The sequence below is a fragment of the Metapseudomonas otitidis genome (assembly GCF_011397855.1).
Lineage (GTDB): Bacteria > Pseudomonadota > Gammaproteobacteria > Pseudomonadales > Pseudomonadaceae > Metapseudomonas > Metapseudomonas otitidis.
This window is the reverse complement of record NZ_AP022642.1, coordinates 2,353,578-2,373,843: the sequence shown is the minus strand read 5'-3', so window position 1 is coordinate 2,373,843 and position 20,266 is coordinate 2,353,578. Positions and strand designations below refer to the sequence as shown.

Below are 20,266 nucleotides of genomic sequence, written 5' to 3'. Positions count from 1 at the left end.
AGCGTCAGGTCTCCGTCGATTCGCCCGTATGGAGACATGCCTTGAACCACGAAAACAACGACACCGCCGTGCTGTTCGGCAACGGCGACGAGCTGCCCAGCAACGGCTCGGACAACCTGCACATCAATGACCTGATCGCCGGTCTGAAGCGCCGTGAGGTGCTGGCCGGTGGCGCCACCCTGGGCGCCCTCGCCTTCCTTGGCGTGAGCCTGCCCGGCCAGGCCCAGGCCACCGAGATCGAGGCCGAGGCACGCGGCCTGGGCTTCCCCTTCCGCCCGCGCAAGCGCCTGGGCTTCGAGGGCATTCCCACCGGCCGCGCCGACACCGTGACGGTGCCGCCGGGCTACAAGGCCACCGCGTTCATTCCCTGGGGTACGCCCATCACCGGCCGCTACCCGGCCTTCGCCGATGACGCCAGCAACAGCGCCCAGGACCAGGCCGAGCAGACCGGCATGCACCACGACGGCATGCACTTCTTCCCCATCGATGCCCGCCATGGCTTCGGGATACGTTCGGACCACGGCCTGCTGGTGCTGAACCACGAGTACATCGACGCGCCGCTGCTGCACCCGAACGGCCCGACCGTGGTGAACGGCAAGCGCACCAGCGCCGAGGAGGTCCGCAAGGAGATCAACGCCCATGGCGTGTCGGTGGTGGAGATCCGCCGTGACGTGCGTGGCGAGTGGAATGTAGTGCCCAGCCCGCGCAACCGTCGCATCACCGCGGCGACACCGATGCGCATCAGCGGCCCGGCACGCGGGCACGCGCTGATGCAGACCCGCTACAGCCCGGACGGCACCCAGTCGCGCGGTACCCAGAACAACTGCTCCAACGGTTTCACCCCCTGGGGCACCTACCTGACCTGCGAGGAGAACTGGGCCGGCTACTTCGCCACCCGCGACGCCGACCTGCCCCGCGAACTGAAGCGCTATGGCCTGCGCAACACCAGCCGCTTCGGCTGGGAAACACTGGCGGGCGATGAGTTCGAGCGCTTCGACGCGACCCGCAAGGCCGCCGATGCCAAGGGCGACTACCGCAACGAGCCGAACCAGTTCGGCTGGATCGTGGAGATCGACCCGTTCGACCCCACTTCCACGCCGATCAAGCGCACGGCCCTGGGCCGCTTCGCCCACGAGGGCCTGATCTTCGCGCCGGTGAAACCAGGGCGCCGGGTGGTCTGCTACTCCGGCGACGACTCGCAGAACGAGTACATCTACAAGTATGTGAGCCGCGACACCTTCCGCCCGGGCAAGCGCAACCATCGCCTGCTGGACGACGGCACGCTCTACGTGGCGCGCTTCAACGCCGATGGCAGCGGCCAGTGGCTGGCCCTGGACATCAACGACCCGGCCTTCCAGCAGGCCTGCCAGAAGGCCGGCGTGACCTTCGCCGACCAGGGCGATGTACTGGTGAACACCCGCCTGGCTGCCGACACCGTGGGCGCGACCAAGATGGACCGCCCGGAATGGGGCGCGGTGAACCCGGACAACGGCGAGGTGTACTTCACCCTGACCAACAACACCGCGCGCACCACGCCGGACGCACCCAACCCGCGCCCGAACAATGCCTACGGCCACATCATCCGCTGGCGCGAGCAGAGCCGTGACTACGCGGGCGCACGTTTCAACTGGAACCTGTTCCTGCTGGCCGGCCCGCAGAGCGACAGCAGTGGCCCGAACGGCCAGCCGCTGGACGCCGGCACCATCCTCGCCAGCCCGGACGGGTTGTGGTTCGACGAGGACGGCCGCCTGTGGATCCAGACCGACATGAGCGGCAGCCAGCTGGCATCCGGCCCGTTCGGCAACAACCAGATGCTGGTGGCGGACCCGCGCACCGGGGAGATGAAACGCTTCCTGGTGGGACCGCTGGGCGCGGAGATCACCGGGATCACGGCGACGCCGGACTTCCGCACGCTGTTCGTCAACATCCAGCACCCGGGCGAGGGCTCGACCCCGACCAACCTGACCAGCACCTGGCCGGACGGCCCGGGCCGCCGGCCGCGCTCGGCGACGGTGGTGATCACCCGAGAAGACCGTCGGCGCATCCTCTGACCCCTCCGCCACTGGCCGAACTGCCAGGGCACTCCGACCGGCCAGCAATGGCCGGTCCCTTTTGACACTGGGAGACTGGCGGCTCACTCACCACGAGCCTCGCCATGCCGACCAACCGCCTCGCCAAAGCCACCTGGCTGATCACCCGCCTCCCTGCTGCACTGCACACACCCTTGCTGAGCCTGCTGATCGGCAGCCAGGTGAAGTTCGCCGGCACCGGGCGCATCCGCGTCCACCACCTGGGCCGCGACCGGGCGGTGATGAGCCTGGCCAATCGCAAGCGCGTGCAGAACCACATCGGCGGGGTGCACGCCGCTGCCATGGCGCTGCTGGCGGAGTCGGCGACGGGCATCCTGGTGGGCATGAGCGTGCCGGACACCCGCATTCCGCTGATCCGCACCCTGCACGTGGACTACCTGCGGCGGGCGAGTGGCGGCCTCAGGGCCGAGGCGCGGCTTTCACCCGAGCAATTGCGCCAGATCGAAGACGAGGAAAAGGGCGAGGTGACCGTGGAGGTGCGCGTGACCGACGAGAGCGGTGCCGAGCCGATCCGCTGCCAGATGGTCTGGGCCTGGGTGCCGCGTAGGAAGGATCGCGTCGACTAAGCTTCCCGGCATTTCACACCATGCAGGAGGCACGATGCCCAACAAGACACTGCTGCTGAGCGCCATCGCGCTCGCGATTACGACGGCCAGCGCCACCCTCTATTGGCGCCTGCAAGCGGATACCGAAGCAGTTGCTCCCGTTGCAGCGGCACCAACCGCCAGCGCCCCCGCAACAGCCCGCGCCGAACAGCCTGGCGAGCAACCACCAAAAGCAGAGACAGAGACCAAGCCAGCCGTGGATCCGACGCGGGTGGATGCCTACTCCAAACGCCTGGCGTTCGACAGCGAGTACCGGGGCTTCTTCGACAAGGCCTCCCAGTTGCCGGAGGCGGAACGGGAAGCGGAAGCCGAGCGGTTGCGCAAGGGGCTGGAGGAGCGCGAGGCACGAGGCGAGCTGGCGGCGAGCGAATCGCTGATGCTGCAGATCGCGCTGATCCAGGCGACCGAGAGCGATCCGGAGGAGCAGAAGAGCCGTGCAAACGCCCTGCTCCGCCGCTACCAGGAGGCCAGCGAGGCCCGCGAGAAAGCACTGGCGCAGCAGCCTTCACCGCAGTTCCAGCGCTACAAGCAGGATGAGAAACGCATCGTCGAGGAAGTGATGGCGTTGGAGGCGATACCGGATGGCCTGTCTCGCAACGAGTACCTGCGCCAGCGGCTGCAGGAGGCCCGGGAGCAGGCCTATCGGTGAGGTGACCGGGGCGCGCAAGGCGCCCCGGCGGGTTCAGAGCAGTTTGTTGATGGCATCGTAGATCAGGTTGTTGGGCTTGGCTCGGTCCGCCTCATCGCTGAGCTCGGAGGCGTCCAGCACCGGACCTTGGCCATTGAGCACGTTGTCGATGAAGTGGCTGAGTTCCAGACCCTGCTCCTGGATATCGCCGTTGGCGAAGTCGACGATGGTGGTGCAGTGGCTCTCGTTAAGGGCCCGGTACTGCGGGAAGTAGCCCCCGAAGTTCGGCAGGTTGGCCAGGGTGTCGCGCAGGCGCGCAGTGTCCACCTGCCACTTGGCCTTGATCAGCGCCTCCTTGGTGGCTTTGTCCGGGGCATTGGCGATTTCCGGGTAGAACCGCTCATAGGAATAGGACGAGTAGTTCAGGTCCTGCCAGAAGTGCGTGTGACCCAGGCGGTCCCCCGGGAAGTTGGCCGCCAGGGCCGGGTAGAGGCTGCCCAGGTTGGAGAGACTCACGCCCGGCAGGCGCGACTGCAGGAACTGCAGTGGCCCCTGGTCAAGCCCCCAGGCGCTGCGGATGAGGTTCTGCAGCGGCAGCGAGGGGTAAGTCTGGCTGTCGCCGCCCACGGCAGCACTGAAGACCGGCCCGGAGTCGTCGATCAGGAAGCCGCGATCCGGCGCGAGGTCCTGGCGAAGCACCGAGTGGCTGATCAGGCTGCCCGCACCGCCGGCACTGCAGCCGGTGGAGAGCATCTGACCGGGGCGCTCCAGGTTGTCCTTCAGCCAGCCGAGCACTGCCCGGCCGTTGCGCAAGCCGTTGTGGTGCCAGACCAGGGGAGGCTTCTTCCCACTCGGATCGTCATAGACCGCTACCTTGTCGCCGGCATACAGGTCACCGGTGCAATAGGGGATGTAGACGATGTTCCAGCCCTGGGTCTTCACCCGGGAGTACGGGTGGAGGCGCACGACGAAGGGGCTGACCAGACTGGCTTGGGGGTTCGCCAGCTTCATGTAGTCATCCGGAATGCCATTGGGGTTGCGCGCGCCGCGGATGCCGGCCTGGCCGGAACAGCTGGCGTAGTCCCAGCAGGCGCCGCCGCCTTCCATGTAGATCAGGGTGTTGCTGGTGTTCGGCATCCGGTTGACGAAGAACTTGTAGGGTGAGCCGTCACCGCATACCGCCCCGGTCTCCGGTGCAAGCTGGACGGTCTGCCAGGCGAAGTAGGCCGTCGGCGTGAAGCCGGACCTGAAACCGGCCGGGTTGGCCAGCATCGGGTAGGGGCCAACGCGCTGCTCGGCCCGCACGGGGTTATCAGCCTTGGGCGGAGAGGTCAGGTTGAGAAGTGTCTTCCAGGCACCGTAGTCACCGAGTTCGGCGTGGGCTTGGAAGGTTGGCAACAGGCAGGACAACAAGATGATGCTGCAGCGCAGGCGCGTAGCGAGCCTCATGGGCAGTTCCCTCTTTTCTTGATGTTTTGATGAGACCACCAAGCCCGGAAAGGCCGAGGACATGGGGGTCCGATTGACCCCCTGAGTACCGCCGGGAAACAGGGGAAACGCTCTGAAAAAGCGCAGCTGGTACGCTAGTACAGCATTCAGAGTGCCTCAATAAGCCGCTGCCAGAATTATTCGGGATAGAAACCGCTACCTTTGTAGTAGTTGGCGCTAATGCACCGGTAACTTTTAGTCGCCTCTGTAGGATTAATTAGGTAGTGATTAAATATTCTCCAGTCAAACGAGAATGAATATCAACTACAGGCCATCTAACTTGCCGCTGCGGCATAGCGACGCAATCCGACCAAGGCCTAACAAAAAACTGAAACCCGCGGCCCATATGGCTTTCATAGCAGTACAAGGTCCTTTTACTGCCCTCGGAGTTAATTTTTCGACCTGAAAAATTTACTTGTTCCCCCTTACGGGCATAAAATTGTTCGAATAGATTGCCGGGTGCTTCTGCTCCGGCATAACCCTAATAACACGAGTGAACGCCGTTCCTTGTAGAAGGAGTTCGGGCATGTCGGAAGCCACTGCCATCCTGTCCCATAACTGGGGTTTCGCTGTTTTCCTGCTGGGCGTGTTCGGCCTGATCGCATTCATGCTCGGCGTCTCAGCCCTCCTCGGTAGCCGCGCCTTCGGCCGCGCCAAGAACGACCCTTTCGAATCCGGGATGCTCCCCACCGGCAGCGCCCGCCTCCGCCTCTCCGCCAAGTTCTATCTGGTCGCGATGCTCTTCGTGATCTTCGACGTCGAAGCCCTCTTTCTCTTCGCATGGGCCGTATCTGTTCGCGAAAGCGGATGGGCCGGGCTCATCGAGGCCACCATTTTCATAGCAATTCTGTTGGCAGGTCTTGCCTATCTCTGGCGCATCGGAGCCCTCGACTGGGCCCCCGAAGGTCGTCGTAATCGGCAGGCGAAGCTAAAACAATGAGGCTTTGGCAATGCAATACAAACTTACTCGGATCGATCCGACTGCTCCCAACGAGCAGTACCCGATCGGCGAGCGGGAGGTCGTCACTGACCCTCTGCTAGAAGATCAGGTCCACAAGAACATCTTCATGGGCAAGCTCGAGGATGTTCTGAGCAACGCGGTCAACTGGGGTCGCAAGAACTCCCTGTGGCCGTACAACTTCGGTCTGTCGTGCTGCTACGTGGAGATGACCACCGCCTTCACCGCGCCCCACGACATCGCCCGCTTCGGTGCCGAAGTCATTCGTGCATCACCCCGCCAGGCTGACTTCATGGTCATCGCCGGCACCTGCTTCATCAAGATGGCGCCGATCATCCAGCGCCTCTACGAGCAGATGCTGGAGCCCAAGTGGGTGATCTCGATGGGCTCGTGCGCCAATTCCGGTGGCATGTACGACATCTACTCGGTGGTCCAGGGTGTGGACAAGTTTCTCCCCGTGGACGTGTACATCCCTGGCTGCCCTCCCCGCCCGGAGGCATTCCTGCAAGGCCTCATGCTGCTGCAGGAATCCATCGGCCAGGAGCGCCGCCCGCTTTCCTGGGTCGTCGGCGACCAAGGCATCTACCGTGCCGAAATGCCGTCGCAGAAGGAACAGCGCCGCGAACAGCGTATTCAGGTCACCAACCTGCGCAGCCCCGACGAAGTCTGATACGGGTCTTTCCACGAGAAGGCCCGTTTCACTCTGTACGTTGACCGAAAGCGACCGAGACCATGACTGCAGACACCGTTCTGTCTATTCCGCCTTACAAGGCTGACGACCAAGATGTCGTCGTTGAGCTGAACTCCCGCTTCGGCGCCGAGAGCTTCACCATCCAGGCAACCCGCACCGGCATGCCGGTGATCTGGGTCCCCCGCGAAAAACTCGTCGAAGTACTGTCCTTCCTGCGCAACGCCCCCCGCCCCTTCGTCATGCTGTACGACCTGCATGGCGTCGACGAGCGTCTGCGCACCCAGCGCCGCGGCCTGCCGGGCGCCGACTTCACGGTGTTCTACCACCTGATCTCGCTGGAACGTAATAGTGACGTGATGATCAAGGTCGCCTTGTCCGAGGGCGACCTCAACCTGCCCAGCGTCACCAGGATCTGGCCCAATGCCAACTGGTACGAACGCGAAGTCTGGGACCTCTACGGCATCACCTTCACCGGGCACCCGCACCTGACCCGCATCATGATGCCGCCGACCTGGCAGGGTCACCCGCTGCGCAAGGACTACCCGGCGCGCGCCACCGAATTCGACCCCTTCAGCCTCACGCTGGCCAAGCAGCAGCTCGAGGAAGAAGCCGCCCGCTTCAACCCCGAGGACTGGGGCATGAAGCGCCAGGGCGAGAACGAGGACTACATGTTCCTCAACCTCGGCCCCAACCACCCCTCCGCCCACGGTGCCTTCCGCATCGTGCTGCAGCTGGACGGTGAAGAGATCGTCGACTGCGTCCCGGACATCGGCTACCACCACCGTGGCGCCGAGAAGATGGCCGAGCGCCAGTCCTGGCACAGCTTCATCCCCTACACCGACCGCATCGACTACCTCGGCGGGGTGATGAACAACCTGCCGTACGTACTGGCCGTCGAGAAGCTCGCCGGCATTCAGGTACCGCAGAAGGTCGACACCATCCGCATCATGCTGGCGGAGTTCTTCCGCATCACCAGCCACCTGCTGTTCCTGGGCACCTACATCCAGGACGTGGGCGCCATGACCCCGGTGTTCTTCACCTTCACCGACCGCCAACGCGCCTACAAGGTCATCGAAGCCATCACCGGCTTCCGCCTGCACCCGGCTTGGTACCGCATCGGCGGTGTCGCCCATGACCTGCCGCGCGGCTGGGACAAGCTGGTCAAGGAGTTCGTCGATTGGCTGCCCAAGCGCCTGGACGAATACACCAAGGCTGCCCTGCAGAACAGCATCCTCAAAGGCCGCACCATCGGCGTTGCGCAGTACAACACCAAGGAAGCCCTGGAATGGGGCACCACCGGTGCCGGCCTGCGCGCCACCGGCTGTGACTTCGACCTGCGCAAGGCCCGCCCCTACTCTGGCTACGAGAACTTCGAGTTCGAAGTCCCGCTGGCCCACAACGGTGACGCCTACGACCGCTGCATGGTCCGCGTGGAAGAGATGCGCCAGAGCATCCGCATCATCGACCAGTGCCTGAAGAACATGCCGGAAGGCCCGTACAAGGCCGACCACCCGCTGACCACGCCGCCACCGAAAGAGCGCACGCTGCAGCACATCGAAACCCTGATCACCCACTTCCTGCAGGTTTCCTGGGGCCCGGTCATGCCGGCCAACGAAGCCTTCCAGATGATCGAGGCGACCAAGGGCATCAACAGCTACTACCTGACGAGCGATGGCAGCACCATGAGCTACCGCACCCGGATCCGGACGCCCAGCTTCGCCCACCTGCAGCAGATCCCCTCGGTGATCCGCGGCAGCATGGTGGCCGACCTGATCGCCTACCTGGGCAGTATCGACTTCGTTATGGCTGACGTGGACCGCTGACATGAGCATTATCCAGACCGACCGTTTCGTCCTCAGCGAAACCGAACGCTCGGCCATCGAGCACGAGATGCACCACTACGAGGACCCGCGCGCGGCGTCCATCGAAGCCCTCAAGATCGTCCAGAAGGAGCGCGGCTGGGTGCCGGACGGCGCTGCCGACGCCATCGGCGAGATCCTCGGCATCCCTGCCAGCGACGTCGAAGGCGTTGCCACCTTCTACAGCCAGATCTTCCGCCAGCCGGTCGGCCGCCACGTGATCCGTGTGTGCGACAGCATGACCTGCTTCATCGGTGGCCATGAATCCGTGCTGGGCCGTATCCAGGAACAGCTCGGCATCGGCCTTGGCCAGACCACCGCCGACAACCGCTTCACCCTGCTGCCGGTGTGCTGCCTCGGCAACTGCGACAAGGCACCGGCCCTGATGATCGATGACGACACCTACGGCGACGTCAGCGCCGACGGCGTCTCGCAACTGCTGGAGGCCTATCAATGAAGACCCTCACCTCCATCGGTCCGTCGAACCGCATCCAGCGCAGCGCGGAAACCCACCCGCTGACCTGGCGCCTGCGTGACGACGCCCAGCCCGTCTGGCTGGAGGAGTACCAGCAGAAGAACGGCTATGCCGCCGCGCGCAAGGCACTGGGCGAGATGGCCCAGGCCGACATCGTCCAGCAGGTCAAGGACTCCGGCCTCAAGGGCCGTGGCGGCGCAGGCTTCCCCACCGGCGTGAAGTGGGGCCTGATGCCCGCCGACGAATCCATGAACATCCGCTACCTGCTGTGCAACGCGGATGAAATGGAGCCCAACACCTGGAAGGACCGCCTGCTGATGGAGCAACTGCCCCACCTGCTGGTGGAAGGCATGCTGATCAGCGCCCGCGCGCTCAAGGCCTACCGCGGCTACATCTTCCTGCGTGGCGAGTACGTCGACGCCGCCCGCAACCTCAACCGCGCCATCGACGAAGCCAAGGCCGCCGGCCTGCTGGGCAAGAACATCCTCGGGTCGGGCTTCGACTTCGAGCTGTTCGTCCACACGGGCGCCGGCCGCTACATCTGCGGTGAAGAAACCGCGCTGATCAACTCCCTCGAAGGGCGCCGCGCCAACCCGCGTGCCAAGCCGCCCTTCCCCGCCGCCGTCGGCGTCTGGGGCAAGCCCACCTGCGTCAACAACGTCGAGACCCTGTGCAACGTCCCGGCGATCGTTGCCAACGGCGTGGACTGGTACAAATCCCTCGCCCGTCCGGGCAGCGAAGACATGGGCACCAAGCTCATGGGCTTCTCCGGCAAGGTGAAGAACCCCGGCCTCTGGGAGCTGCCATTCGGCGTCAGCGCCCGCGAGCTGTTCGAGGACTACGCTGGCGGCATGCGCGACGGCTTCAAGCTGAAAGCCTGGCAGCCCGGCGGTGCCGGCACCGGTTTCCTGCTGCCCGAGCACCTGGATGCCTCCATGTACGCCGCCGGCATCGCCAAGGTCGGCACCCGCATGGGCACCGGCCTGGCACTCGCCGTGGACGACAGCATCAACATGGTCTCGCTGCTGCGCAACATGGAAGAGTTCTTCGCCCGCGAGTCCTGCGGCTGGTGCACCCCTTGCCGGGATGGCCTGCCCTGGAGCGTCAAGGTCCTGCGCGCCCTCGAGCGTGGCGAAGGACAGGCCGGCGACCTCGAGACCCTCGAGGGCCTGGTGAACTTCCTCGGCCCAGGCAAGACCTTCTGCGCCCACGCACCGGGTGCCGTCGAGCCGCTGGGTAGCGCACTGAAGTATTTCCGACCGGAGTTCGAGGCAGGCATTGCCCGCAACGCACCGGCGAACCGACCCGAAGTGGTCGGCGCATAAGAGCCAGTTCCGACGGTTGGCGGCCGCCACAAGCGGCCCCGATCGCAACCAGATTCCATTAGCCAAGCCCGGTAACGGGCAGATGAAGACTGAACCATGGCCACTATCCACGTAGACGGCAAGACGCTCGAAGTCGATGGTGCAGACAACCTCCTGCAGGCCTGTCTGTCACTCGGACTCGACATCCCCTACTTCTGCTGGCACCCGGCGCTCGGTAGCGTCGGCGCCTGCCGCCAGTGCGCGGTCAAGCAGTACACCGACGAGAACGACAAACGCGGTCGCCTCGTCATGTCCTGCATGACCCCTGCCACTGACAACACCTGGATCTCCATCGAAGACGAAGAGGCGAAGCAGTTCCGCGCCAGCGTCGTCGAATGGCTGATGACCAACCACCCGCACGACTGCCCCGTGTGTGAGGAAGGCGGTCACTGCCACCTGCAGGACATGACGGTGATGACCGGCCACAACGCCCGTCGCTACCGCTTCACCAAGCGCACCCACCAGAACCAGGAGCTCGGCCCGTTCATCGCCCACGAGATGAACCGCTGCATCGCCTGCTACCGCTGCGTGCGCTACTACAAGGACTACGCCGGCGGCACCGACCTGGGCGTCTACGGCGCCCACGACAACGTCTACTTCGGACGCGTCGAGAACGGCACGCTGGAGAGCGAATTCTCCGGCAACCTCGTCGAGGTCTGCCCCACCGGTGTATTCACCGACAAGACCCACTCCGAGCGCTACAACCGCAAGTGGGACATGCAGTTCGCCCCGAGCATCTGCCACGGCTGCTCCAGCGGCTGCAACATCAGCCCCGGTGAGCGCTACGGCGAGATCCGCCGCATCGAGAACCGCTTCAACGGCTCGGTGAACCACTACTTCCTCTGCGACCGCGGCCGCTTCGGCTACGGCTACGTCAACCGCGAAGACCGTCCTCGCCAGCCGCTGCTGGCAGGTGCTCCGCTGAGCATCGACGCAGCGCTGGACAAGGCTGCCGAACTGCTCAAGGGCAAGCGCGTCATCGGCATCGGCTCGCCCCGTGCCAGCCTGGAAAGCAACTTCGCCCTGCGTGAGCTGGTGGGCGAGGCCAACTACTACTCCGGCATCGCCGCCGGTGAGCTGGCCAACCTCCGCCTGATCCGCGACGTGCTGCAGAACGGCCCGCTGCCGGTGCCGACCCTGCGCGAGATCGAAGACCACGACGCCGTCTTCGTCCTCGGCGAAGACCTCACCCAGACCGCAGCACGCGTGGCACTGGCCCTGCGCCAGGCAGTGAAGGGCAAGGCCACCGAAATCGCCGCCTCGATGAAGATCCAGGACTGGCACATGGCAGCCGTGCAGAACGTCGCCCAGCACGCCCTGAACCCGCTGTTCATCGCCAGCGTCACCGAGACCCGCCTCGACGACGTAGCCACCGAAAGCGTGCATGCCGCCCCGGCTGACCTGGCCCGTATCGGCTTCGCCGTGGCCCACGCCATCGACCCGAGCGCACCCGCCGTGGACGGGCTGGAGGCCGAGGCCCGCGAGCTGGTCCAGCGCATTGCCGACGCCCTGCTGGCCGCCAAGCGCCCGCTGATCGTCTCCGGTGCTTCCCTGGGCGAAAAAACCCTCATCGAAGCCGCCGCGAACATCGCCAGCGCCCTGAAGAACCGCGAGAAGAATGGCTCCATCAGCCTGGTTGTACCGGAAGCCAACAGCATGGGCCTGGCCATGCTCCTGGGTGAAGAGCTCGGTGGGAAATCCGTGGACGCCGCCCTGGAAGCCCTGACCTCCGGCCAGGCCGACGCGGTCGTCATCCTCGAGAACGACCTCTACCGCCGCGCCGAAACCGCCAAGGTGGACGCCGCCCTGGCCGCAGCCAAGGCCGTGATCGTCGCCGATCACCAGCAGACCGCCACCACCGAGCGCGCCCACCTCGTGCTGCCGGCCGCCTCCTTCGCCGAAGGCGACGGCACCCTGGTCAGCCAGGAAGGTCGTGCCCAGCGCTTCTTCCAGGTGTTCGAGCCGAGCTACTACGACGCCAACATCCTCGTTCGCGAGGGCTGGCGCTGGCTGCACGCCCTGCACAGCACCCTGCAAGGCAAGCCGGTCGACTGGACCCAGCTGGACCAGGTCACCAGCGCCTGCGCCGAGACCTCCCCGCTGCTCGCCGGCATCCGTGATGCCGCCCCGAGCGCCTCGTTCCGCATCAAGGGCCTCAAGCTCGCACGCGAACCGCACCGTTACAGCGGTCGTACCGCCATGCGCGCCAACATCAGCGTGCACGAGCCCCGCCAACCGCAGGACCAGGACTCCCCGTTCGCCTTCTCCATGGAAGGCTACGCCGGCAGCGCCGAGCCCCGTCAGCAGATCCCGTTCGCCTGGTCCCCGGGCTGGAACTCGCCCCAGGCCTGGAACAAGTTCCAGGACGAAGTGGGCGGCCACCTGCGTGCTGGTGATCCGGGCGTACGCCTGATCGAAGCCAAGGGCAATGCCCTGCCCTGGTTCGCCGTCGCCGCGCCGTTCAACCCGGCGCAGGGCACCTGGCAGGTCGTCCCGCTGCATCACCTGTTCGGCAGCGAGGAGAACTCCTCCCGCGCCGCGCCGATCCAGGCACGCATTCCCGAGGCCTACGTGGCCCTGGCCAAGGATGAGGCGGACCGCCTCGGCGTGAACGATGGCGCGCAACTGACCGTACGGGTCAACGGCCAGGCCCTGCGCCTGCCGCTGCAAGTACGCGAAGAGCTGGCCGTCGGCCTGGTGGGCCTGCCCGCCGGCCTGCCGGGCATGCCGGCCGCGCTGGCTGGTGCCACCGTCACCCTGCTGCAGGAGGCCGCGCAATGAGCTGGCTCACTCCCGAGCTGATCGACATCGTCATCGCGGTGATCAAGGCCGTGGTGATCCTGCTCGCCGTGGTCATCTGCGGCGCCCTGCTCAGCTTCATCGAGCGGCGCCTGCTGGGCTGGTGGCAGGACCGCTACGGTCCCAACCGCGTCGGCCCGTTCGGCATGTTCCAGATCGCCGCCGACATGCTGAAGATGTTCTTCAAGGAAGACTGGACCCCGCCGTTCGCCGACAAGATGATCTTCACCCTCGCCCCGGTGATCGCCATGAGCGCCCTGCTCATCGCCTTCGCCGTGGTCCCGATCACCCCCACCTGGGGCGTCGCCGACCTGAACATCGGCATCCTGTTCTTCTTCGCCATGGCCGGCATCACCGTCTACGCGGTGCTCTTCGCCGGCTGGTCGAGCAACAACAAGTTCGCCCTGCTCGGCAGCCTGCGCGCCTCGGCCCAGACCGTCTCCTACGAGGTGTTCCTGGCGCTGTCGCTGATGGGCATCGTCGCCCAGGTCGGCTCGTTCAACCTGCGCGACATCGTCGAATACCAGGCCCAGCACCTGTGGTTCATCATTCCGCAGTTCTTCGGCTTCTGTACCTTCTTCATCGCCGGCGTCGCCGTGACCCACCGTCACCCCTTCGACCAGCCGGAAGCGGAGCAGGAACTGGCCGACGGCTACCACATCGAGTATGCCGGCATGAAATGGGGCATGTTCTTCGTCGGCGAGTACATCGGCATCGTGCTGGTGTCCGCGCTGCTGGTGACCCTGTTCTTCGGCGGCTGGCACGGTCCGTTCGGCATCCTGCCGCAGATCCCGTTCATCTGGTTCGCCCTGAAGACCGCCTTCTTCATCATGCTGTTCATCCTGCTCCGCGCGTCGATCCCGCGTCCGCGCTATGACCAGGTGATGGCCTTCAGCTGGAAGTTCTGCCTCCCGCTGACCCTGATCAACCTGCTGGTGACCGGCGCCGTCGTGCTCGCGGCCCAGTAAGGAGAAGCCCATGATCAAGTACATCTATGACGTGGTAGCCGGCACCTTCACCCAGCTTCGCAGCCTGGTGATGGTGTTCTCCCACGGCTTCCGCAAGCGTGACACCCTGCAATACCCCGAAGAACCCGTGTACCTGCCGCCGCGCTACCGTGGCCGCATCGTGCTGACCCGCGACCCCGACGGCGAGGAACGCTGCGTGGCCTGCAACCTGTGCGCCGTGGCCTGCCCGGTAGGCTGCATCTCGCTGCAGAAGGCCGAGACCGAAGACGGCCGCTGGTACCCCGAGTTCTTCCGCATCAACTTCTCCCGCTGCATCTTCTGCGGCCTGTGCGAAGAAGCCTGCCCCACCACCGCGATCCAGCTGACGCCGGATTTCGAAATGGGCGAGTACAAGCGCCAGGACCTGGTCTACGAGAAGGAAGACCTGCTGATCTCCGGCCCCGGCAAGAATCCGGACTACAACTTCTATCGCGTGGCAGGCATGGCCATTGCCGGCAAACCGAAAGGTGCCGCGCAGAACGAGGCCGAGCCGATCAACGTGAAGAGCCTGCTGCCCTAAGGAGACGTTGCGTGGAATTCGCTTTCTATTTCGCTGCCGGCGTCGCCGTGGTGTCCACCCTGCGGGTGATCACCAACACCAATCCGGTGCATGCCCTGCTCTACCTCATCGTCTCGCTGCTGTCGGTGTCGATGTGCTTCTTCGCCCTGGGTGCGCCCTTCGCCGGCGCCCTGGAGATCATCGTCTACGCGGGCGCCATCATGGTGCTGTTCGTCTTCGTGGTGATGATGCTCAACCTCGGCCCGGCCGTGGTGGAGCAGGAGCGCAAGTGGCTCAAGCCCGGGATCTGGGTCAGCCCTGCCGCCCTCTCCTTCGCCCTGCTCGCCGAACTGCTGTACGTGCTGTTCAGCCAGCAGAGCGGCGCTGCCATCGGCCACACCACCGTGGACGCGAAGGCCGTCGGCATCAGCCTGTTCGGCCCCTACCTGCTGGCCGTGGAGCTCGCCTCCATGCTGCTGCTGGCGGCACTGGTCGCGGCCTACCACCTCGGCCGCTACGAAGCGAAGGAGTAATGCCATGAGTGCAATCCCACTGGAACACGGGCTCGCCGTCGCCGGCATCCTCTTCGCCCTCGGGCTCGCCGGCCTGATGGTGCGCCGTAACATCCTCTTCGTCCTCATGAGCCTGGAAGTCATGATGAACTCGGCCGCCCTGGCCTTCGTGGTCGCCGGTGCCCGCTGGGCCCAGGCCGACGGCCAGATCATGTTCATTCTGGTGATCACCCTCGCAGCCGCCGAGGCCAGCATCGGCCTGGCGATCCTGCTGCAGCTGTATCGCCGCTTCCACACCCTCGATATCGACGCTGCCAGCGAGATGCGCGGATGAACCTTCTATTCCTGACCTTCCTGTTCCCGCTGCTCGGCTGGTTCGTCCTGTCGTTCTCCCGCGGGCGTCTCTCCGAAAACGCCTCCGCCGTGATCGGTGTCGGCTCCGTCGGCCTCTCTGCCCTCACGGCGGCCTGGGTCATCTGGCAGTTCCACGTGTCGCCGCCGGAAGGCGGTGTCTACACCCAGGTGCTCTGGCAGTGGATGAGCGTGAACAACTTCGCGCCCAGCTTCACGCTCTACCTGGACGGCCTCTCGGTCACCATGCTCGGCGTGGTCACCGGCGTCGGCTTCCTGATCCACCTGTTCGCCTCCTGGTACATGCGCGGTGAAGAGGGCTACTCGCGCTTCTTCTCGTACACCAACCTGTTCATCACCAGCATGCTGTTCCTGGTGCTGGGCGATAACCTGCTGTTCCTGTACTTCGGCTGGGAAGGCGTGGGCCTCTGCTCCTACCTGCTGATCGGCTTCTACTACAGCAACCCGAACAACGGTAACGCCGCGCTCAAGGCCTTCATCGTCACCCGCATCGGCGACGTGTTCATGGCCATCGGCCTGTTCATCCTGTTCATGCACCTCGGCACCCTGAACATCCAGGAGCTGATGAAGCTGGCACCCGAGAAGTACGTGGCCGGTGACAGCTGGCTGTGGTTCGCCACCCTGATGCTGCTGGGTGGCGCAGTGGGCAAATCCGCCCAGCTGCCGCTGCAGACCTGGCTGGCCGACGCCATGGCCGGCCCGACCCCGGTTTCCGCACTGATCCACGCGGCCACCATGGTCACCGCGGGCGTCTACCTGATCGCCCGGACCCACGGCCTGTTCCTGCTCACCCCCGAGATCCTCGAACTGGTGGGCATCGTCGGTGGCGTCACCCTGGTGCTGGCCGGCTTCGCCGCGCTGGTGCAGACCGACATCAAGCGCATCCTCGCCTACTCCACCATGAGCCAGATCGGCTACATGTTCCTCGCCCTGGGCGTGGGGGCATGGGACGCGGCGATCTTCCACCTGATGACCCACGCCTTCTTCAAGGCCCTGCTGTTCCTCGCCTCCGGTGCGGTGATCAACGCCTGCCACCACGAGCAGAACATCTTCAAGATGGGCGGCCTGTGGAAGAAGCTCCCCCTCGCCTACGCCAGCTTCATCGTCGGCGGCGCGGCCCTGGCGGCACTGCCCCTGGTCACCGCGGGCTTCTACTCCAAGGACGAGATCCTCTGGGAAGCCTTCGCCAGCGGTCACCAGTGGCTGCTCTACGCAGGCCTGGCGGGTGCCTTCCTGACCTCGATCTACACCTTCCGCCTGATCTTCATCGCCTTCCACGGCGAAGCGAAGACCGAGGCCCATGCCGGCCACGGTGTGGCCCACTGGCTGCCGCTGTCGGTGCTGATCGTGCTGTCCACCTTCATCGGTGCGCTGATCACCCCGCCGCTGGCCGGCGTGCTGCCGCAGAGCGTCGGCCATGCTGGTGGCGAAGCCAAGCACAGCCTGGAAATCGCCTCGGGCGCCATCGCCCTGGCGGGCATCCTGCTGGCCGCCCTGCTCTTCCTCGGCAAGCGTCGCTTCGTCAGCGCCGTCGCCCAGAGTGCACCTGGCCGCTTCCTCGGGGCCTGGTGGTACGCCGCCTGGGGCTTCGACTGGCTCTACGACAAGCTGTTCGTCAAGCCCTACCTGCTGGCCACCCGCCTGCTGGGCAACGACCCGATCGACTCCGGCATCGGCCTGATCCCGCGCCTCGTTCGTGGCGGCAACGGCATGCTGAGCAGCAGCCAGACCGGCCAGCTGCGCTGGTACGCGGTCTCCCTGGTGGGTGGTGCCGTGCTGGTGCTCGGCGCCGTGCTGCTGACCTGAATCTTCTTAAGGAATTGAGCCCGTCATGATTCTGCCCTGGCTAATCCTGATTCCCTTCATCGGCGGCCTGCTGTGCTGGCAAGGTGAGCGCTTCGGCGCCACCCTGCCTCGCTGGATTGCGCTGCTGACCATGTCCCTGCTGTTCGGCCTCGGCCTCTGGCTGTGGGCCACCGGCAACTTCACCCTGGCCCCTGCCCCAGGTGCCGATCCGGTCTGGGCGCACGAATTCAAGGTCAACTGGATCGAGCGCTTCGGCATCACCATCCACCTCGCGATGGATGGCCTGTCGGTGCTGATGGTGACCCTCACCGGCCTGCTCGGCGTGCTGTCCGTGCTGTGCTCCTGGAACGAGATCCAGAACCGCGTCGGCTTCTTCCACCTCAACCTGATGTGGATCCTCGGCGGCGTGGTCGGCGTGTTCCTGGCCGTCGACCTGTTCCTGTTCTTCTTCTTCTGGGAAATGATGCTGGTGCCGATGTACTTCCTCATCGCGCTCTGGGGTCACAGCGGCAGCAAGGGCAAGACCCGCATCTACGCCGCCACCAAGTTCTTCATTTTCACCCAGGCCAGCGGCCTGGTGATGCTGGTGGCGATCCTCGGCCTGGTGCTGGTGCACTACAACGCCACCGGCGTGCTGACCTTCAACTACGCCGACCTGCTGAAGACGCCGCTCACGCCCACCGCCGAGTACCTGCTGATGCTGGGCTTCTTCATCGCCTTCGCGGTGAAGTTCCCGGTGGTGCCGTTCCACTCCTGGCTGCCGGACGCCCACGCCCAGGCGCCCACCGCAGGCTCCGTGGACCTGGCCGGCATCCTGCTGAAGACCGCTGCCTACGGCCTGATGCGTTTCGCCCTGCCGCTGTTCCCCAACGCCTCGGCCGAGTTCGCGCCCATCGCCCACTGGCTTGGCGTGTTCGCCATCGTCTACGGCGCCCTGCTCTCCTTCGCGCAGACCGACATCAAGCGCCTGGTGGCCTTCTCCAGCGTCTCGCACATGGGCTTCGTGCTGATCGCCATCTACTCCGGCAGCCAGATCGCGCTGCAGGGTGCAGTGGTACAGATGATGGCCCACGGCCTGTCGGCCGCAGCGCTGTTCATCCTCTGTGGCCAGCTGTACGAGCGCCTGCACACCCGTGACATGCGCCAGATGGGTGGCATCTGGAGCCGCATGCCCTACCTGCCGGCCATCAGCCTGTTCTTCGCCGCCGCAGCCCTCGGCCTGCCCGGCACCGGCAACTTCGTGGGTGAGTTCCTGATCCTCCTGGGCTCCTTCGAGAAGGCCATGTGGGTGACCATCATCGCCGCCACCGGCCTGGTGTTCGGCTCGGTCTACTCGCTGATCATGATCCACCGCGCCCACTTCGGTGCCGCCAAGTCCGACGCTCCGCTGCAGGGCCTCAAGCCCCGCGAACTGATCATGGTGCTCGGCCTCGCCGCGCTGCTGATCCTCCTGGGCGTCTACCCGCAACCGGTGCTGGACACCTCCGCTGCCAGCATGCACGGCGTGCATCAGTGGCTGGATGCAGCCTTCACCCAACTCGCCTCGGCCCGGTAGCTGTCATGGAACATCACGCTGTGGAATTCACGACTCAACACCTGATCGCCCTGCTGCCGCTGCTGGTTGCCTGCGCCACTGTCGTCGCAGTGATGCTGGCCGTGGCCTGGAAGCGTAACCACACCCTCACCTTCGGCCTGTCGGTGGTCGGCCTCAACGCCGCCCTGCTGGCTATCATCCCGGCGCTGGGCGTCACCCCCATCGAGGTGACCCCGCTGCTGAAGGTCGACACCTTCGGCTGCTACTACATGGCGCTGGTACTGGCCTCCACCCTGGCGTGCGTCACCCTGATCCACGCCTACCTGGGCGGCAACACCGGCCAGGGCTACCCGGGCAACCGCGAGGAGATGTACCTGCTGATCCTCCTGTCCGCCTGCGGTGGCCTGGTGCTGGTCACCGCGCAGCACATGGCCGGCCTGTTCATCGGGCTGGAACTGCTGTCGGTGCCGGTCTACGGCATGGTGGCGTACGCCTTCTTCAACAAGCGTTCGCTGGAAGCCGGCATCAAGTACATGGTGCTTTCGGCCGCCGGTTCCGCCTTCCTGCTGTTCGGCATGGCCCTGCTCTATGCCGACGCAGGCACCCTGAGCTTCGCCGGCATCGGCGCCAAGTTCTCCGGCCAGGGCGTGCCCGGTGGCCTGGTGCAACTGGGCATCGGCATGATGCTGGTCGGCCTGGCGTTCAAGCTGTCCCTGGTGCCCTTCCACCTCTGGACGCCGGACGTCTACGAAGGCTCCCCGGCCCCGGTGTCGGCCTTCCTGGCCACCGCCAGCAAGGTCGCCGTGTTCGCCGTGCTGGTTCGCCTGTACCAGATCTCCCCGGCCACTGCCGGTGGCTGGCTGAACGACCTGCTGGCCGCCATCGCCGTCGCCTCGATCCTGTTCGGCAACCTGCTGGCCCTGCTGCAAAGCAACATCAAGCGCCTGCTGGGCTACTCCTCCATCGCCCACTTCGGCTACCTGCTGATCGCCCTGATCGCCACCAAGGGCATGGCCGTGGAGGCCATCGGCGTCTACCTGGCCACCTACGTGCTGACCAGCCTGGGTGCGTTCGGTGTGGTGACCCTGATGTCCACGCCCTACAACGGCCGTGACTGCGACGCCCTGTACGAATACCGCGGCCTGTTCTGGCGCCGTCCGTACCTGACCGCCGTACTCACCGTGATGATGCTGTCGCTCGCCGGCATTCCGCTCACTGCGGGCTTCATCGGCAAGTTCTTCGTCATCGCCGCCGGTGTCGAATCCCACCTCTGGCTGCTGCTGGGCGTGATGATCCTGGGCAGCGCCATCGGCGTGTTCTATTACCTGCGGGTCATGGTCACGCTGTTCCTGGTGGAGCCGAACCTGCGTCGTCACGACGCCGACCTGCACTGGGCCCAGCGCGCCGGCGGCATCATGCTGCTGATCGTCGCCCTGCTCACCTTCGTGCTCGGCGTCTACCCGCAGCCGCTGCTGGACCTGGTCCAGCACTCCAGCCTGGTCGCACTCGGCCACTGAGTGCCCCACGGCAGCAACGAAAAAGCCCGGCGAATGCCGGGCTTTTTCATGGCCGTTCGCTT

General features: G+C 65.3%; 17 protein-coding genes. 16 read left to right on the top strand and 1 reads right to left on the bottom strand.

Features of this window, described 5'->3' with window-relative positions:
• The first annotated feature begins 41 nt into the window (after positions 1-41).
• The 3 genes from PotMrB4_RS10940 (at position 42) to PotMrB4_RS10930 (ending at position 3,344) form a co-directional block, all read left to right on the top strand.
• Positions 42-2,051 carry a PhoX family protein gene (locus PotMrB4_RS10940; protein WP_172433253.1) on the top strand — a complete coding sequence of 670 codons (2,010 nt, stop codon included), beginning with the start codon at positions 42-44 and terminating at the stop codon, positions 2,049-2,051.
• A 104-nt stretch (positions 2,052-2,155) separates the two neighbouring features.
• Entirely contained in the window at positions 2,156-2,656 is a 501-nt protein-coding gene (locus tag PotMrB4_RS10935; RefSeq protein ID WP_044405807.1) for a DUF4442 domain-containing protein, read from the top strand.
• Between the two features lie 34 nt (positions 2,657-2,690).
• Entirely contained in the window at positions 2,691-3,344 is a 654-nt protein-coding gene (locus PotMrB4_RS10930; RefSeq protein ID WP_172433252.1) for a hypothetical protein, read from the top strand.
• Positions 3,345-3,377: 33 nt separating this feature from the next.
• On the opposite strand, the gene PotMrB4_RS10925 is transcribed toward PotMrB4_RS10930, so the two are convergent.
• Positions 3,378-4,772 carry a pectin acetylesterase-family hydrolase gene (locus tag PotMrB4_RS10925; RefSeq protein ID WP_172433251.1) on the bottom strand — a complete coding sequence of 465 codons (1,395 nt, stop codon included), beginning with the start codon at positions 4,770-4,772 and terminating at the stop codon, positions 3,378-3,380.
• 565 nt (positions 4,773-5,337) lie between these two features.
• Between PotMrB4_RS10925 and PotMrB4_RS10920 the strand changes: the two genes are divergently transcribed.
• From PotMrB4_RS10920 to nuoN, 13 genes are all read left to right on the top strand, one after another.
• Positions 5,338-5,751, top strand: coding sequence for an NADH-quinone oxidoreductase subunit A (locus PotMrB4_RS10920; RefSeq protein ID WP_044405810.1), 414 nt, complete (start codon positions 5,338-5,340; stop codon positions 5,749-5,751).
• A gap of 10 nt (positions 5,752-5,761) precedes the next feature.
• Positions 5,762-6,439: a NuoB/complex I 20 kDa subunit family protein gene (locus tag PotMrB4_RS10915; RefSeq protein ID WP_044405811.1), complete on the top strand. Its 678-nt coding sequence runs from the start codon at positions 5,762-5,764 to the stop codon at positions 6,437-6,439.
• A gap of 62 nt (positions 6,440-6,501) precedes the next feature.
• Positions 6,502-8,283 carry an NADH-quinone oxidoreductase subunit C/D gene (gene nuoC / locus PotMrB4_RS10910; RefSeq protein WP_172433250.1) on the top strand — a complete coding sequence of 594 codons (1,782 nt, stop codon included), beginning with the start codon at positions 6,502-6,504 and terminating at the stop codon, positions 8,281-8,283.
• Between the two features lies 1 nt (position 8,284).
• Positions 8,285-8,776: an NADH-quinone oxidoreductase subunit NuoE gene (gene nuoE / locus PotMrB4_RS10905; protein ID WP_172433249.1), complete on the top strand. Its 492-nt coding sequence runs from the start codon at positions 8,285-8,287 to the stop codon at positions 8,774-8,776.
• A complete protein-coding gene (gene nuoF / locus PotMrB4_RS10900; RefSeq protein ID WP_044405816.1) occupies positions 8,773-10,119 on the top strand; it encodes an NADH-quinone oxidoreductase subunit NuoF in 1,347 nt (448 codons plus the stop codon). The genes nuoE and nuoF overlap by 4 nt, the downstream gene beginning before the upstream one ends.
• 96 nt (positions 10,120-10,215) lie before the next feature.
• Positions 10,216-12,939, top strand: coding sequence for an NADH-quinone oxidoreductase subunit NuoG (gene nuoG, locus PotMrB4_RS10895; protein ID WP_172433248.1), 2,724 nt, complete (start codon positions 10,216-10,218; stop codon positions 12,937-12,939).
• Positions 12,936-13,925, top strand: a complete 990-nt coding sequence (nuoH, locus tag PotMrB4_RS10890) for an NADH-quinone oxidoreductase subunit NuoH (RefSeq protein WP_107329200.1) — start codon at positions 12,936-12,938, stop codon at positions 13,923-13,925. The genes nuoG and nuoH overlap by 4 nt, the downstream gene beginning before the upstream one ends.
• Before the next feature lie 10 nt (positions 13,926-13,935).
• Entirely contained in the window at positions 13,936-14,484 is a 549-nt protein-coding gene (gene nuoI, locus PotMrB4_RS10885) for an NADH-quinone oxidoreductase subunit NuoI (RefSeq protein WP_044405822.1), read from the top strand.
• Positions 14,485-14,495: 11 nt separating this feature from the next.
• A complete protein-coding gene (gene nuoJ / locus PotMrB4_RS10880; RefSeq protein WP_172433247.1) occupies positions 14,496-14,996 on the top strand; it encodes an NADH-quinone oxidoreductase subunit J in 501 nt (166 codons plus the stop codon).
• A 4-nt stretch (positions 14,997-15,000) separates the two neighbouring features.
• Entirely contained in the window at positions 15,001-15,309 is a 309-nt protein-coding gene (gene nuoK / locus PotMrB4_RS10875) for an NADH-quinone oxidoreductase subunit NuoK (RefSeq protein ID WP_044405825.1), read from the top strand.
• Positions 15,306-17,153 carry an NADH-quinone oxidoreductase subunit L gene (gene nuoL / locus PotMrB4_RS10870; RefSeq protein WP_044405827.1) on the top strand — a complete coding sequence of 616 codons (1,848 nt, stop codon included), beginning with the start codon at positions 15,306-15,308 and terminating at the stop codon, positions 17,151-17,153. Before nuoK ends, nuoL begins: the two co-directional genes overlap by 4 nt.
• 25 nt (positions 17,154-17,178) lie before the next feature.
• Positions 17,179-18,708: an NADH-quinone oxidoreductase subunit M gene (gene nuoM, locus PotMrB4_RS10865; protein ID WP_172433246.1), complete on the top strand. Its 1,530-nt coding sequence runs from the start codon at positions 17,179-17,181 to the stop codon at positions 18,706-18,708.
• A 20-nt stretch (positions 18,709-18,728) separates the two neighbouring features.
• Positions 18,729-20,204 (top strand): NADH-quinone oxidoreductase subunit NuoN, encoded by a 1,476-nt coding sequence (gene nuoN / locus PotMrB4_RS10860; RefSeq protein ID WP_107329202.1) that lies wholly within the window; start codon positions 18,729-18,731, stop codon positions 20,202-20,204.
• Positions 20,205-20,266: the final 62 nt, after the last annotated feature.

Coding starts and splice junctions, on each gene's coding strand:
- nuoG (WP_172433248.1), top strand. CDS start 10,216: ATGGCCACTATCCACGTAGACGGCAAGACGCTCGAAGTCGATGGTGCA.
- PotMrB4_RS10930 (WP_172433252.1), top strand. CDS start 2,691: ATGCCCAACAAGACACTGCTGCTGAGCGCCATCGCGCTCGCGATTACG.
- nuoM (WP_172433246.1), top strand. CDS start 17,179: ATGATTCTGCCCTGGCTAATCCTGATTCCCTTCATCGGCGGCCTGCTG.
- nuoI (WP_044405822.1), top strand. CDS start 13,936: ATGATCAAGTACATCTATGACGTGGTAGCCGGCACCTTCACCCAGCTT.
- nuoH (WP_107329200.1), top strand. CDS start 12,936: ATGAGCTGGCTCACTCCCGAGCTGATCGACATCGTCATCGCGGTGATC.
- nuoL (WP_044405827.1), top strand. CDS start 15,306: ATGAACCTTCTATTCCTGACCTTCCTGTTCCCGCTGCTCGGCTGGTTC.
- PotMrB4_RS10920 (WP_044405810.1), top strand. CDS start 5,338: ATGTCGGAAGCCACTGCCATCCTGTCCCATAACTGGGGTTTCGCTGTT.
- nuoK (WP_044405825.1), top strand. CDS start 15,001: ATGAGTGCAATCCCACTGGAACACGGGCTCGCCGTCGCCGGCATCCTC.
- PotMrB4_RS10925 (WP_172433251.1), bottom strand. CDS start 4,772: ATGAGGCTCGCTACGCGCCTGCGCTGCAGCATCATCTTGTTGTCCTGC.
- nuoE (WP_172433249.1), top strand. CDS start 8,285: ATGAGCATTATCCAGACCGACCGTTTCGTCCTCAGCGAAACCGAACGC.
- nuoC (WP_172433250.1), top strand. CDS start 6,502: ATGACTGCAGACACCGTTCTGTCTATTCCGCCTTACAAGGCTGACGAC.
- PotMrB4_RS10935 (WP_044405807.1), top strand. CDS start 2,156: ATGCCGACCAACCGCCTCGCCAAAGCCACCTGGCTGATCACCCGCCTC.
- nuoF (WP_044405816.1), top strand. CDS start 8,773: ATGAAGACCCTCACCTCCATCGGTCCGTCGAACCGCATCCAGCGCAGC.
- PotMrB4_RS10915 (WP_044405811.1), top strand. CDS start 5,762: ATGCAATACAAACTTACTCGGATCGATCCGACTGCTCCCAACGAGCAG.